General features: G+C 40.6%; 16 protein-coding genes. 6 read left to right on the top strand and 10 right to left on the bottom strand.

The annotated features are described in order from the left end of the window. Window position 1: 1 nt before the first annotated feature. Genes QUE03_RS13010 through QUE03_RS13000 form a run of 3 tightly spaced genes read right to left on the bottom strand, consistent with a single transcriptional unit; the run spans window position 2 to window position 3,138 of the window. Window positions 2–691, bottom strand: coding sequence for a response regulator transcription factor (locus QUE03_RS13010; protein ID WP_286262119.1), 690 nt, complete (start codon window positions 689–691; stop codon window positions 2–4). Window positions 692–710: 19 nt separating this feature from the next. After that, the gene (locus QUE03_RS13005) at window positions 711–2,132 is read right to left on the bottom strand and encodes an ArnT family glycosyltransferase (RefSeq protein WP_286262117.1); all 1,422 of its coding nucleotides are present in this window, start codon (window positions 2,130–2,132) and stop codon (window positions 711–713) included. After that, complete coding sequence (locus QUE03_RS13000; protein WP_286262115.1) at window positions 2,125–3,138, bottom strand: glycosyltransferase family 2 protein; 1,014 nt, start codon at window positions 3,136–3,138, stop codon at window positions 2,125–2,127. The genes QUE03_RS13005 and QUE03_RS13000 overlap by 8 nt, the downstream gene beginning before the upstream one ends. A gap of 125 nt (window positions 3,139–3,263) precedes the next feature. On the opposite strand from QUE03_RS13000, the gene QUE03_RS12995 reads away from it, so the two are divergent. Beyond that, entirely contained in the window at window positions 3,264–3,632 is a 369-nt protein-coding gene (locus QUE03_RS12995) for a GtrA family protein (RefSeq protein WP_286262113.1), read from the top strand. A gap of 128 nt (window positions 3,633–3,760) precedes the next feature. Here the strand turns inward: QUE03_RS12995 and QUE03_RS12990 are convergent, their stop codons facing one another. Next, entirely contained in the window at window positions 3,761–5,314 is a 1,554-nt protein-coding gene (locus QUE03_RS12990; protein WP_286262112.1) for a methyl-accepting chemotaxis protein, read from the bottom strand. A gap of 443 nt (window positions 5,315–5,757) precedes the next feature. Next, window positions 5,758–6,624: an AraC family transcriptional regulator gene (locus QUE03_RS12985; protein ID WP_286262110.1), complete on the bottom strand. Its 867-nt coding sequence runs from the start codon at window positions 6,622–6,624 to the stop codon at window positions 5,758–5,760. Between the two features lie 184 nt (window positions 6,625–6,808). Here QUE03_RS12985 and QUE03_RS12980 point away from each other — a divergent pair, with 184 nt between their 5' ends. Then, window positions 6,809–7,966 carry an iron-containing alcohol dehydrogenase gene (locus tag QUE03_RS12980; RefSeq protein ID WP_286267852.1) on the top strand — a complete coding sequence of 386 codons (1,158 nt, stop codon included), beginning with the start codon at window positions 6,809–6,811 and terminating at the stop codon, window positions 7,964–7,966. A gap of 40 nt (window positions 7,967–8,006) precedes the next feature. Here the strand turns inward: QUE03_RS12980 and QUE03_RS12975 are convergent, their stop codons facing one another. From QUE03_RS12975 to QUE03_RS12960, 4 genes are all read right to left on the bottom strand, one after another. Next, complete coding sequence (locus tag QUE03_RS12975; protein ID WP_286262108.1) at window positions 8,007–8,606, bottom strand: acyl carrier protein phosphodiesterase; 600 nt, start codon at window positions 8,604–8,606, stop codon at window positions 8,007–8,009. Between the two features lie 206 nt (window positions 8,607–8,812). Beyond that, the gene (locus tag QUE03_RS12970; protein ID WP_286262105.1) at window positions 8,813–9,916 is read right to left on the bottom strand and encodes a c-type cytochrome; all 1,104 of its coding nucleotides are present in this window, start codon (window positions 9,914–9,916) and stop codon (window positions 8,813–8,815) included. Window positions 9,917–10,083: 167 nt separating this feature from the next. Beyond that, window positions 10,084–10,791, bottom strand: coding sequence for a pirin family protein (locus QUE03_RS12965; protein ID WP_286262103.1), 708 nt, complete (start codon window positions 10,789–10,791; stop codon window positions 10,084–10,086). A gap of 56 nt (window positions 10,792–10,847) precedes the next feature. Next, window positions 10,848–11,291, bottom strand: coding sequence for a DoxX family protein (locus QUE03_RS12960; RefSeq protein ID WP_286262102.1), 444 nt, complete (start codon window positions 11,289–11,291; stop codon window positions 10,848–10,850). Between the two features lie 130 nt (window positions 11,292–11,421). Here QUE03_RS12960 and QUE03_RS12955 point away from each other — a divergent pair, with 130 nt between their 5' ends. Both QUE03_RS12955 and QUE03_RS12950 read left to right on the top strand, forming a co-directional pair. After that, window positions 11,422–12,315, top strand: coding sequence for a LysR substrate-binding domain-containing protein (locus tag QUE03_RS12955; protein ID WP_286262098.1), 894 nt, complete (start codon window positions 11,422–11,424; stop codon window positions 12,313–12,315). 193 nt (window positions 12,316–12,508) lie between these two features. Further along, window positions 12,509–13,024 carry a YbhB/YbcL family Raf kinase inhibitor-like protein gene (locus QUE03_RS12950; protein WP_286267850.1) on the top strand — a complete coding sequence of 172 codons (516 nt, stop codon included), beginning with the start codon at window positions 12,509–12,511 and terminating at the stop codon, window positions 13,022–13,024. A 307-nt stretch (window positions 13,025–13,331) separates the two neighbouring features. On the opposite strand, the gene QUE03_RS12945 is transcribed toward QUE03_RS12950, so the two are convergent. Then, the gene (locus tag QUE03_RS12945) at window positions 13,332–13,508 is read right to left on the bottom strand and encodes a hypothetical protein (RefSeq protein ID WP_286262097.1); all 177 of its coding nucleotides are present in this window, start codon (window positions 13,506–13,508) and stop codon (window positions 13,332–13,334) included. Window positions 13,509–13,661: 153 nt separating this feature from the next. Here QUE03_RS12945 and QUE03_RS12940 point away from each other — a divergent pair, with 153 nt between their 5' ends. Both QUE03_RS12940 and QUE03_RS12935 read left to right on the top strand, forming a co-directional pair. Next, a complete protein-coding gene (locus tag QUE03_RS12940) occupies window positions 13,662–13,892 on the top strand; it encodes a hypothetical protein (protein WP_286262094.1) in 231 nt (76 codons plus the stop codon). A gap of 122 nt (window positions 13,893–14,014) precedes the next feature. Further along, a complete protein-coding gene (locus tag QUE03_RS12935) occupies window positions 14,015–14,413 on the top strand; it encodes an OsmC family protein (RefSeq protein ID WP_286267848.1) in 399 nt (132 codons plus the stop codon). Window positions 14,414–14,475: the final 62 nt, after the last annotated feature.

Raw genomic sequence — 14,475 nt, 5'->3', positions numbered from 1 at the left:
TTTATTGCTCAATTTTATACCCTTGTTTGGGGACGGTAATAATCATTTCACGATCAAATGGTTTATCTATTTTCGAGCGTAACTGATAAATGTGCTTACGCAATATGTCTTGGTCTGGCAGTTCATCTGGCCAAAGTACACTTTCTATTGCTTCTCTTGTTACTAAATTGGGGTGATGTTCACACAGTAGCTTGAGGATTTTGAAGCCGCTTGGGTTTAAAGAAACCCGCTTGCCTTGACGGGTAACACAATGAGATTTTAAATCGATGGAAAGCTCACCAACGGTTAGCGAATTCTTAAAACCTAAGCCACTGCTTCTGCGCACGACCGCAGTAATTCTTGCCTCAAGTAATTCCAAATCAAACGGCTTGACGATGTAATCGTCTGCACCAATATTGAGCCCTTCAAGCATGTCTTGGTTTGTATCACGCGCGGTAAGCATAATAATGGGACAGTTATTACCAGCATCTCTTAATGTCTTACAGAGCGTAAGACCATCGATACCGGGTAACATAATATCTAGGATTATGCATTGATATGAGTTTTGCTGAGCTAAGGTTAATCCACGAGTGCCCGTCGCTGCGTAGTCTAGTTCTATTTCAGTGTCCTCGAAATATTCGTAAATTACGTCAGCAACTTGTTTACTGTCTTCTACTAGCAGGACATTCATGTGCTCTATCGTCTCAGTCATTTTTTCCATATTATTAAGGTTAATTGCAACTAAATAAAGTGAATTTGCCAGACTTATTGATCGCAGAACAAGCTTGGTCGATAACTGACTTTAGACTGTTGACTTCTTTAGTGCGAATCGCGAATAAGAATTGCTGATCTGTGGAAAGAGCTTTAGCGATTTGCTGATGCTCTGTTAACAATGCAGCCTTGCCACGAGAATAAAAACGGGCTGAAAAAGGACGTTTATTCCAATAATAAAGCGGTACACTTTCTTTTAAAGCATTATTGCCAATTAAATCAACGTGACTTTTTTTTGTTGTTCCCCCACCAATGATAATGCAGAGCAAACATATAATAATAATTAACGATAATAAGCTCGTCATTATCACTTGTTTTATGGATGAACACTTTGGCGCTAACCACAAAGCAAATGCAGGTACTCCGGGTAAAACATATATTGGCAATGTATTTCCGGCAAAAGTAAACAGCACCATCGGCGCTAAAAACCACGCGACTAAGTAATTGTTGAGTGCCTTGTTAGTATTTTTTCTTGTTAGGGTCTTTCTTCGCCACGATTTAAGTAAATGGTGCAAAGCGATAAAAGACCATGGAAAAGCGATAAGTAGACCAAAAAGCCAAATTGTGCCTTTCGCCTTTTTATGGGCGCTCCCGTATAAATCGCCTTGCCAACCAGGGTCTAAAAAGCGTTGAACGTGCTCGCCCCATAAAAAATATTCTAAAAAGCCGGGCGTAGCTATTTCAGCTTGTATGTACCAAGGCAAGGTTAATACTGAAAATATCAGTAACCCTTTAGTCCAAGGCAGTGAGGCTATAGCTTGCCAAAAACAGTGATTAGCAACGCTCCAGATGACCAGTGCAATACCGATGATTACAATAGCGACAGGCCCTTTGACTAACATGCCCAGGGCTAAAGCGATAAAAAATAGATAGCCAGCTTTGGTGGATGTAGACACTGTGTAGTTATGCCAAAAGCTGACCATAGCCATGGAAATAGATAAGGTCAATATGGCGTCAGTCATCACCATACCTCCAGCAATAATGAATCCAATGCTTGATATAAGAATAAGAGCAGCAATGAGTGCCGTATGATGACTAATATGACGTTTGGCAAAAACGAATATTGTTAAAAGTGTCGCCAGTGCTGCGATAAAATGCGGCAATCGACCACTAAACTCTGATATACCTAATAGTTGAAAGCTCGCGGCACTAGCCCAAGTATGCATAGGCGGCTTACCCCAGAAGGGCACATCATAGTCAAAAAAGGGGGTGATCCAGTTTTGAGTTTCCATCATGATGCGGGCAATTTCGCCGTAACGGGCTTCCGTTGAATCAAAGAACGGATAAAGTCCAAGTGAGCCTAGCCGAACCACAATAAAAGTGAAGACCAAACCTATAATGAGCTTGGATGTCTGTGATTGGTTGGTGAATAGCTTATCCATGCATAATGCCAGCCTTTTGTGCTTTTTTACTGAGGTTTTCCATCACTAAGTAAACTGGTCGCTGTTTTGTTTCGGTGAAAATTCGACCAACATATTCCCCGAGTAACCCTATGGCCATAAGCTGAACACCGCCTAGCCAAAGCTGTACTAGCATCAATGATGGGTATCCAGCAACGGGGTCGCCAAGAAGTAAGGCTTTTATGAAAACGAAAAGACTGAATATAAAAGCTGAAGCAGACACGAGTATGCCGAGCCAAGTGGCTATGCGAAGAGGGCGAACGCTGAAAGACGTAATGCCAGATAACCCTAATTGTACCAATTGTATGAATGACCATTTTGTTTCACCTGCGGCGCGCTCGGGACGGTCAAAAGTGATGACGGTTTGTTTAAAGCCAGGCCAAGCCATGATGCCTTTCATGTATCGATTTCTCTCGGGCAAGTTTTTAATTTCGTCAATCACTCTTCTACTCAATAAACGAAAATCTCCAACATCTTTTTCAATTTTTACGTCGGAAAGTTGGGCGAGTAAACGATAATATAGATGGGCAGATAGTTTTTTTAAACTGGACTCCCCGAGTCGCTCTTTACGCTTCATATTGACGACATCAGCTCCTTCACGCCACGTTGCAAGCATCTGGGGTATGAGCTCTGGCGGGTCTTGTAAATCTGCATCTAAAAGAATAGCTGATTGTCCTTTAGCTAAATCAAGACCGGCTGTCATTGCTGCCTCTTTTCCAAAATTCCTACTTAAATTTATCAATTCAATCGTTGCATGATGGGCTGGAAGTTGTTGCATTACTTGCCATGTTTGATCTTCGCTCCCGTCATTTATATATAAAATTTCAATGTTTTCGTTCGGTAATGTTGCCAGCACTTTTGATAATTCGTAATGAAACAATGGCAACATTTCGGCTTCATTGTACGCCGCTACTATGATGCTTAGCGTTATCGGCTCTGCTTTAAATGATGAGTTAATGGACTTTGCTTGGCTTGAAACTAACTGCATGAATGAATCCTCATATATTGATGCCAAGCAGTGTAATTGAGCTCAAGTCTAAAAAATGTCAATAATCCTTTAGACGTTTTATGGACATTTGTAGGTGAATAATGGGGTTTTAAAGTGAGGAATATATGTTGATTTTTAGTCGTTTCGCCGTTGTTGGTGGTGTGGGTTTTGTTGTCGATGCGAGTATTTTTTACATACTAATTACGTCATTGATCTTGCCTTACCCTGTTGCGAGAAGTGCATCATTCTTATGTGCGATGTTATGTACATGGCTGGGTAATCGATATTTTACTTTCACTGACGCTAGTCGAGCAAATTCTAAGCATCAACTAGCTAAGCACTGTTGCTGTGCCAGCTTTAGTTTTCTGTTTAATTACTCGATATTTCAAATACTATTGTTTGCCGAATCACCTTTAAGTGTGGCATTTATTGCAGGCATTCTAGTTGGCATGGTGTGCAACTACTATGTATCAAAAAAGGTTGTTTTTGTGTAGATGGCGACGCTGTTTACTTATTGATGATGGTTAATTGTGTTCAGCCACCTCTTTTTTGAAAACAAGAGGTGGCTTTGTTAACGTTTCTGAGCAAACATCAACCAGACACGTAAATGTGTATGCGAAGCTTAGCCGAACGTGCTACTTAAGCGCTCTAAGTTATCGACATTATTGTTAACAGAAGTACCATTTTCATTGACTTCTCTTGATATGTTGGTGTTTTCTTGTGAAATTGACTGAATGGTGTGAACACTTTCTGTTATTTGATTGGCAACGACACTTTGCTCTTCTGATGCAGTAGATATTTGCGCGGTCATATCTTGAAGTTCGCCCATCATTTCAACAATTTTGTCTATTGCATTTTGTGCTTGAGCCGACTCTTCCTGACAAGTTTGAGCATTTGTTTTGCTGGTCAACATTAGTTGACTCCATTGCTCTAATGTTAATTGCAACTTCTGAACGGTTGATTGTATTTGTACGGTAGCCATTTGAGTACGGCCAGCCAACGTCCTGACTTCGTCAGCAACGACAGCGAAACCACGACCTTGCTCTCCAGCTCTTGCCGCCTCAATCGCTGCATTCAATGCTAACAAATTGGTTTGATCGGCAATGCCTTGAATTTCCGTCATGACTGAAGCGATATTTTGTGTATCAGCAGATAATTCACTTGCCATTGAAGCAGCGCCATCAACGTCTTTAGCTAATTCGCTGATCGTCGTTTGTGTTGAATTAACGACATTGGTTGCTTCCATGCAACTGTTTTGAACCACTTGCACCTTGTCATATACGCCAGTAGTGTTTTGGCTGACTTCTTCAATAGTGATACTCATTTGGGTAATGGCTGTGGCAAGTTGCTCTAAATGTGTGTTTTCCTCGATCAAACCAGTTAATGAACGATCAGAAGAAGACTTTAGTTCATCAGAGATTAACCTTAAGTTGATGCCAGAATCTTTACTGCGCCCTAAAATGGTCCGGGCTTTTGCTTCTAACAGCACAACAGGGTAACTGAGGATATTTACACCGCCTTTTCCTGTGTATATCAATCTGGATGGACTATCCGAGTTATCTCTGACCGTGCTAATAAATTTCGGTAATTGCACTAACTCTTGATAAAAGACTATTGATAGTCCAATAAATAGTGCCAAAGGCGAGAACGCAAACCAAAGGTTGTCGGAATACAAAGCGACAGGTAAGAATGTTGATAAAAATAATGCTATACCTAATAAATACTTAGTTCTATAGCTTACAGTCCATTCTTTTATGGATTTTCCATTGTTGATTTTTTGATATAGCGCTGTTGCATTAATCTTCATTTCTGGTGTTGGACAACTTCTAACGGATTGGTATCCCGTTACAACACCATCTTCTAACAAGGGCGTCACGTAGGCATCGACCCAATAATAGCCACCGTGTTTACAACGATTTTTTACCATGCCGCGCCACGCGTCACCGTTTTGTAATTTTGTCCATAAATCATGAAATGCAGCTTTAGGCATGTCAGGGTGGCGTACCATATTGTGCGGCTTGCCTATGAGTTCTTCACGGCTATAACCAGAGATTTCACAGAAAGCATCATTGACATAAGTAATAATGCTGCTGGTGTCTGTGATAGAAACCAGTTGCGTGTCAACAGGAAAAGTCACTTCGCTAGCTGAAGTAAAGCTTGATTTGTTCGTCATCATGAAAGTCCATTTTTCATTTGTGTTTTTTCGTTCCTTAGACTGAGAGTAAGAGAAATATAAATAGCTGTCAAACCTTGTGAGTACCCAAAATTACAGGAAGAATAAAATGAAAATTATACGAATAATAGCTTTTTAACGAAATAAAATACAAAGTTGTTACGTTTTACGGTTGTTTGTTTTGTTTTTGTTCGTTTTGATTAGGTTTTGGGCGACAAATGAGTTTGTTGAGAATTGCTATATACGAGCAAAAAAGCTAAAAGTCAGACATTTGTTTACAGAATAGTTGTTTATCTCTTTTTGTGTCTATTAGGAATTCACTAGGCCTGTCAATGAACGGGTGATGTATTCAATGTTTTTGAGTCTTTACGTTCAACAGCTGATTGCATATTGGTTCCGCCTAATTAGCCGCTGTATTTCAAAATGTCATGTATGTTTGATTTAGACTAACGGCCAATTTCACTTGGACTTGAACCAAAGTAGCGGGTAAATTCTCGGCTAAATTGTGTAGGGCTTTCATAACCTACCTGTGCGGCAGCTTGTTTTACTTTTAATCCTTTATCTTGGAGTAACTCTCTGGCGCGGCTTAACCTTATCTTTTTGACATATTGAATAGGGGAAGACGCTGTTGCTTGCTTGAAATTTCTATGGAAAGTTGAGCTACTCATATTCGCCATACTGGCCAGTTGCTCAACATCTAAATGGCTCTGAAAATTATGATGTAAATGTTTTAAAACACGTTCCATTTTCGATAAATGCGTATTATGCGACACTAAGGAAAACAAAGGTGCGGCTTGAGAGCCAGTTAATACATGAAAAAATATCTCTCGTAATAAGCCTTTACCAATAACATCGCACTGCAGCGATGAGGTCAAGCATTCAGCCAGCCTTGACACCACACAAGACAGTGGTTCGGTGCATTGACTGACAAATAATCCTTTGTTATGAGAGCTGGCGTCACTTTGAATCACTTGGCCGTGATCATCTAACACTCTGACCAATTCACTTAACATGGCTAAGTCTAAATCAAGTACCAATGATAATAGTGGCTTCCCTGGCTCTACAATGGTTTCACATTCCGCGGGTAACGGCAGGGTAAGCACGAGGTAATTGTCAGGGTTGTAATCATAAGCTCGTTCATTAAAGTAAACCCGTTTTTGTCCTTGCACAATAATTATGATGCCTTGGCTATAACAAAGAGGCACACGCATTGATGACTGACTTGCTTTAAATATCCCTACGCCTTCAATGGAGGTTTTATTGTAGCCTTCCTCAGTTGCAACCGTGGATAAATTGTCAATAACTGTGCTCATATTTGTTCCTCGGTATTAGATAGTACACGTTTAACATTTAAAGAATAGAGTATAAATAAAATCAAAAATAAAAGTACTATATTTGTCGCTATCGATAGCTTTAGGCATGAAATTGATGTTTTTACCCATTCTCTAGTTTAGGTGGTGCTATAAAATGCACCCATCTAAACAAGAGGCAGATTTTATGCAAAACTTTGATTATTTTAACCCGACTCATATTGTTTTCGGTCAAGACCGTTTAAACGAACTGGATAACTTGGTTCCACAAAATGCCAAAGTGTTAGTGCTTTTTGGTGGCGGCAGTGTCAAGCGATTTGGCACGCTGGATAAAATTAGAGCCAGCCTTGGTGACCGAGAAGTATTGGAATTTGGTGGTATTGAAGCCAATCCTGAATTTGATACCTTGATGAAAGCGGTTGATGTTGTTCGCGAAGAAAATGTCGATTTTTTATTAGCTGTTGGTGGTGGCTCGGTCATGGATGGCACAAAATTTATCGCCGTTGCTGCCAAACAAGCCAGTGAACACAGCAAGCTTTTATCCCATGGCTTTGAACCGCTGCCCATTGACAGTGCAATACCACTTGGTTGTGTGGTGACGTTACCTGCAACAGGCTCTGAAATGAATACCTTTGGTGTGGTCACCTACAAGCAACAAAAATATCCATTCACTTCGCCTTTGGTGTATCCGAAGTTTTCATTCTTAGACCCTGATCTCACGCTAACCTTACCAAAAGAGCAAATAGCGAATGGTGTTGCTGATGCTTTTATTCATGTGATTGAGCAATACTTGACGAAAACAGAGAATGCCAAAGTGCAAGACAGATTTTCAGAAGGCTTACTTAAAACGTTGATTGAAGATGGCCCTGTTACCTACAATAACAACACTGACATTGATGCACGTAAAAACTTCATGTGGTCAGCGACTTCGGCGCTTAATGGCTTAATTGGCGTTGGGGTTATGCATGACTGGTCAACCCATATGATAGGTCATGAAATGACGGCGATGTTTGGTATTGCTCATGGTAGAACGTTAGCGATAATTTTACCGAGCTTGCTGCGTGAGCGTAAGGTACAAAAACGAGACAAACTTATTCAGTTCGCTGAGCGTGTTTGGGATATTTCTACAGGCACTGATGACGAAAAAATTGACAAAGCAATTGATAAAACTGAAGCGTTTTTCAACTCACTTGGTATCGTAACAAACCTAAGTCACTACAGTATAAATGATACTGATATAGATACTTTGGTCAATAACATGAAGAAAATGGGCTTAACTCATTTGTCTGAAACGGGTGATTTAACCTTAGATATTGTTCATAACATACTGACGTCGGCTAAATAAGCTAGCAATATAAAAAGCGCCTTAAGTATACTTGTTGTGGTTAAGGCGCTTCATTGTTTGTTTCTAGTCCATGAGATTTAACATGCTCAATCAATTGCGGAAAGAACATTAAAAATATGGCTTCTAGTTCGCCATAATGGCGCTCTATATCTTCAATTGCGCCGTTAAATTCATTGGCAAAGCGAATACGCTTAGCAATGTTATCCAGCGCTATGCCTACCCCTGATAACGTTTCGTACTCATTGAACCAATCATTTGTTGTTAAATTGTAGATCACATGCTGCATTCTCGCTGGCATCACATGAATTCGCTCAGTTAATAAGCGATAACTTGACCGTTTAAATTGGGAATGGGATGAGGCTTCAAAACGAGACCAATGTTGGATCAAGAAATGATCAAACAGCACATCAATGGCAATACCGGCAAAACGCCTTCGCTTAGGAGAAAATAAGTGCTTGGCTTGTTTCACTGTGTCGTGATTATCGGTATAACGGTCTACCAAATAATGATTGTCGAGTCCTTTTATAACGGCAGTGGGCAAGGTTTTCACTTTTCTCATGCCGCCAAAATCGCCGAGCAAATTGCCATAATGAGAATCTGCATTGGGCTGTGCTAAATATAAATGGGCTAAATAATTCATTATTTAGTTAACCATTGTGCTCGAATATTGGTTTTTGTCAAAGGATTTCAAGAGTCCCAAAATGCTCTAACTCCTATTGTAAGTTATCCCTATTAGAGGAATTGGAAAAGCCGGCACACTAGCCTACATTTTAGCCGATAGGGGCTATACAGTGACAATATTACGACTAGGTGTAGCCCGTACTGATCTCGATAGAACAACACGTATTAGTCATCGATACCTTCAATATCGCCGCGCATGACCGGAAATCCTTTATGCATCCAACCAAAAATACCTTCCCATAAAACGGCGGTACGTGTGTAGCCACGCTTTCTCAGCTTGTTTATGGTGTAATCTGCTGCGGCCCTTGGGCATGAACAATAAGCGATAATTTGAACATCTTTTGGGATCCCAGCAACCGTTTCATCTAAATCAGCGTAATAAGGAAAAGGTATCGAGCCTTCAATATGTGCGGTTTGCCATACAGAGGGCACTCGGGTATCAAGCAGCACCATTCTTTTTTTGGCCACTAACGCTGCGCTTAGTTCCTCAGAGGATACATACATATCATCTTTTAAATCAAAATTAGGATCGTCACCTTGATTGTTAATGATGTACTGTTCGGGTTTAGGCAGTGCTTTTAAAATTGGTGTTTCATCTTTCCACCCTAAAGCTTTGCTGCGCAAAAAGGCGGTTATATTGTCAATGTCTGCTTGTGATAATTTATCTTTAAAAGCTGGCATAGGCGTATCTTGACGGCCATTTTCTATGGCATGACGAATAAAGTCATCAGTATTATGCGCGAGCGCAGAAGGATTCGCTAATGCAGGCCCTGTAACGCCTTGGCCTTTATCGCCATGACAAGTCGTACATTCTTTTTGATACACTTGCTCGCCTAGCTCAATATCGCCGAGCACGGGGTTGGTTGAGAATTTAAGCCTGTCATAGCCTGCTTGTTCGAAAAGCCAATAGGTTAGATTCCATGTTTCATCTAGTGTCATCGGGCCGCCCACTTCGTCTAAGTAGCCGCCCATCGCGGTGCCAGTACGACCATATTGCATGGGGCGCAGCACCTGATGGGCTATACCTGACTCCATTAAACTTTTACTACGCAATGAAGGGGCGTGGTCATTAGCGTGACCTTGACGGTCAGCGCCATGACACAGTGCGCAGTATTTTTGGTAATTCTTAGCAGCAACTTCAGCCTGCTGTGATGTTAGCGTTCTCGGTGGGGAAATGGTACTGCGCTGAGGCGCCTCGGCTAGTGCAAACGTTGACACTTGCAGCAAGATCATTGCACTGAAAAAGTTTGCTGTAATACGTTTAGTCATAAGAATTATTCTTTCATCCATAATGACTAAACGTTAACTAACCTTAAGCGTAGTTTCAATGTTATTCCAACTGATGAAAAGATTGGTAACAAAACTTTTGATATTCAACGGCTTTAACTTTGATTATTAACAACAAGGAAACAGTTAAGGCTGTCACCTAATACCTTTTACGGTGTGTCGATGATCAATAGCTCACTGTTAACAAGTGCACGAATCTCGAGTTGTTTGCTGAGCGTGATTTCAGCGCCATCACCTTTGTTCAGTACCGTGCGCTGATTACCGTCACTGATTTCAAATGAGCCTTTAGAAGCCAGCACATAAGCTTGATCATTAATACTATGTGACACTGTTGCTTGTCTTGCCAACAGGCCACCATAAATACGTGCATATTGATGTATAAAAAGGGCATCGTTTTTATCTTCTGGATAACCAGATACAAGTAAGGGTAAAGCATCCCCTGTTGATTTGGCTGGGAAGGTCATTGTATCCCAGCGCGGCGGCACATTTTGTTTGTTTGGTTCGATCCAAATTTGAAATAGTGTCACGTCAGATTTTGTTAAATTGTACTCACTGTGCCAAATGCCTTGACCAGCACTCATCACTTGTACTTGACCAGCAGAGGTTACACCTTCATTGCCACGACTATCGGTGTGAGTTATCGCCCCAGAGCGAATATAGCTGATGATTTCCATGTTCTTGTGTGGATGCTCAGGAAATCCTGATTGTGGCGCAATTTCGTCATCGTTAATAACGCGCAGTTTACCAAACCCCATTCTTCTAGCGTTGTAATATTGTCCAAAACTAAAGTGGTGATTTGCTTTTAACCAGCCATGATTGGCCTTGCCAAGCTGTTGAAAGGGAATATGCTTGATCATGATTTTCCTTAATGGCTGTTAGGGCAGGCCCTAAGCAGCCGATATGAATTAATGGATTAAAGTGTCTTATTCAGTTGTCTGTCTAATGAATATTTGCCACCGCCATGTATCATTAAGGTTATGGTTATTGCCAATAAACTTAACGCAAACTCATAACCGTTGTTGGCCATGAACAGTCCATTGACTAAATGCACTTTGACAATGGCTACGATCATTGTTGCCGCTAAAATTGCTGCAGAAGGACGAGTGGCTAAGCCGGCAATTAATAACAAACCGCCAAAAAATTCAGCACTACCGGCCATCATTGCCATCAAGTATCCTGGCCCTAAGCCAATTGAGTCCATCCATTGTCCTGTACCGTCAAGGCCGTAGCCGCCGAACCAAGCAAAAAGCTTTTGAGCGCCATGCGCTGCGAAAATAATGCCAGCGACAAGTCTTAGCGGTAGGGTAGATGCATTGTTATCAGTTTTTATTATGTTCTTAAAAATTGAAGTTTTCATATTTGTCTCTCTATTAATGAAGTGCTTTACTTGTTTGATATGACGCTATTGTATTGTTTGCTTGATTAGTGAATAACCCCTAAAATTTGTTTAATAACATCAAAAATTTTGAATGGTTGTGGAGGCAAAAATGAAAAGTCCTATGTTAACGTTGGAATCGATACTAGTGCTTGATGCGATTGAATCTCGAGGTAGCTTTGCCTCTGCGGCAGAACAGCTCAATAAAGTACCGTCTGCTTTGTCTTATATTGTTCAAAAACTAGAGGAACAATTATCGGTGACGATCTTTGTTCGAAAAGGGCGACGTTCGGTATTAACGCCAGCGGGAAAGCACCTGCTTGATGAAGGGCGCAAAGTTCTGTCTGCAGTGAGTAAAATAACGGAACAAACCCAAACACTTGCTCATGGTTGGGAGCCTAAAATCCGTATTGCGTATGACTCCGTGATAGAGATTGAACCTGTTTTTTATGTCTTAGAGCGATTTTTGCTGGAGCACCCAAATATAGAAATTGAGCTCTGTGAACACGTTATGCACGGCTCATGGGAAGCACTGTTTGAAGACAAGGTAGATTTGCTCATTGGTGGCGCAGGGCCGATACCTGCACAAGCGGGGATCCGTTCAGAGAAAATCCTCGAGCTAGATAGCCAGCTTATCGCTTCTAGCAATCATGAGATTAACCATATATATAAACCGGTTACTCATGATGATATTGCAGGTTATCGTACAGTTGTTGTACATGATTCATCAGAGAATTATGTACCCTGGTCAACAAATTTTATCTCGCAGAGTCGTCATTTTTATGTCTCAACAGTGGCTCAAAAAATCAAGGCAATAGAGGCGGGCATTGGTGTTGGATTTCTTCCAACAGAGCGAGTTAGTCAACAATTGCAAAAAGGTTCATTAACAGTAGTTGAGACGGACAACAAATTACCTGTCGTCGAACTGTTTCTATCGTGGAAAACAGTGAATAAGGGAAAAGGGCTAATGAGATTGAAAACTTTACTGCTTGAACAATACGAATGATTTTTACTATATTTTTAGCTGTAAAATCATCTGATTAAATGCTTTTGTGCCAATGTTAGTATAGGTAAAACGATTTGTCGTCTATGATGGCAAACACATAAATCAACACAAGACACTAAAAGGGGTAACAACAATGAGCATTATGAATAAAGGGAAAGGTGTGATCGTACTACTAGCGTTGTCATGTGGACTGATGGCCCCAGTGATCGCTGGCTCACTCACGCTAACCAGTAATGATATCAAACACGGTAAGCATATGAGTACAACGCAAGAGTTCCAAGGCTTTGGTTGTTCTGGTGAGAATTTATCGCCACAGCTTGAATGGTCAGGAGCGCCCACTGGTACAAAAAGCTTTGCTATTACCGTATATGATCCGGACGCGCCAACCGGCAGTGGTTGGTGGCATTGGCAAGTGATTAATATTCCAAAAGGGGTTAATGAGCTTGCCGCAGGTGCGGGCAGTAGCTCAGGCTTAAAATTACCGGCAGGTGCTGCGCAAGTTCAAAATGATTATGGCATAGAAGAGTTTGGTGGTGCTTGTCCGCCACAGGGGCATGGCGTGCATAGATACCAATTTACATTACATGCGCTTAAGGTAGCTAAAATCGAATTACCTAAAGGCGCTTCAAGTGCATTAGCCGGTTATATGATTAACGCAAATGCCATTGAAACGGCCACCATAGAAGCTCTATATCAACGGGGCGAATAACGATACAAAAAGCGCATGTTTTGAATTTAACTGTGCGTCACATGTATTGTGCATTATTGGCGCTCAACGTGATGACGCATAAACTATTTGAATGAAGTTAAGGGTTGATGATTATCCCTTGCTCAGGTGACATCTCGCCGTTACAGACTTGTTGGTAAATAGCCTCCATATTTTCTAACCCTTTTATATGAGTAAACTGCAACCAAATACTGAGTAAAAGGATGAATATTCCAAACATCAGCGCAGGGAAAAGAGCAATTTAGGTCTTTGCTTGAAAAATGCTTTAAGATTATCAATGTGTATGGAGTTAGTTGTTGTCTTCATTAATAATCCCTTGTTTTAACAGTGCTGAGTTATGTTTAAACAACTCAAACAAGAAGTTTTCGTCAATGTTGATTCCGTGCAGTTTAAGAATTTCTGGAGGAGCAACAAAAGGAAACAGGGTTAAGCTGAGCATAGTGAAATGAGCAAGTTGTGCGTTCACGTCTTTTTTCGAGATCCCATCTTTATTCAGTTCAGCGATAGCTTTTTTTCTTATTGAAGGAAGATCTTTTACTATTACTTTTTAGGTGATTTGCCGCTGAATTTTATTGGGTGGCAATTGCATACTACGACTAATAAAACGTGGGAAGTTCTCATGCTTTCACCAGTAACCAGCCATGATGAGCCCAATTTACCTGTATCTCAGCTTATTGTGATGGGCAAATTTATACTCGATTCTCCCGCAGAGCAATTAACCTATTCAGCAGAGTTGTTTGGTCAATCTGAATCTGAGCGAGTCATCAATATGACAGCAACAAGTCAATTGACAGGTAGCGAGCGTAGTTTTGTATTAACGCCAAAGACAGGAGGCGTTTCAGTATTTTAATCAAGGCCAAATATGATCATTTTATTCGAATAAATTGATCGCAATATAATCTATCTAGGTCAAAGAACTTGATAATTTAATGCAGTAAAATATTTGGACTATTTTATTGAGGAAGTTTCGTGATGGACATCGTTGTCGATATGTTGACAGGCCAACAATTAAGTGCAAAATTTGGTGACTTTGAAATTATTAGCGATCAAAGTCAGCACATAGGGGGAGATGAGCAGTATCCTGAGCCGTTTGATTATTTCCTCGCTAGCATGCCTTTATGCGCTGCTTTTTATGTTCGCCAGTTTTGCAAGACGCGTGAAATTGACGCCAGAGACATTGTTATTCGCCAATCGACAGCAAGTGACAGTGAAGACAAATATAAAAAGACATTTCAAATTGAAATAGATTTACCGGAATCTTTTCCTAAAAAATACAAAAAAGCCCTCATTGCAGCAGCCAATACTTGTACAGTTAAAAAGGTGATTCAAGCACAACCTGAATTTAAAATTTCACTTGCAAATACAGACTAAGATATTAATTTCCCCACAGGGCAAAATAAACTGTTAAAGTCTCTGTAATGTCTTAAATTTGT

Origin of the sequence: Thalassotalea atypica, from assembly GCF_030295975.1 — a bacterium.
GTDB classification, from domain to species: Bacteria; Pseudomonadota; Gammaproteobacteria; order Enterobacterales; family Alteromonadaceae; genus Thalassotalea_F; species Thalassotalea_F atypica.
Note: the sequence above shows the minus strand (reverse complement) of the source record. Positions and strands in the feature narration are given on the sequence as shown.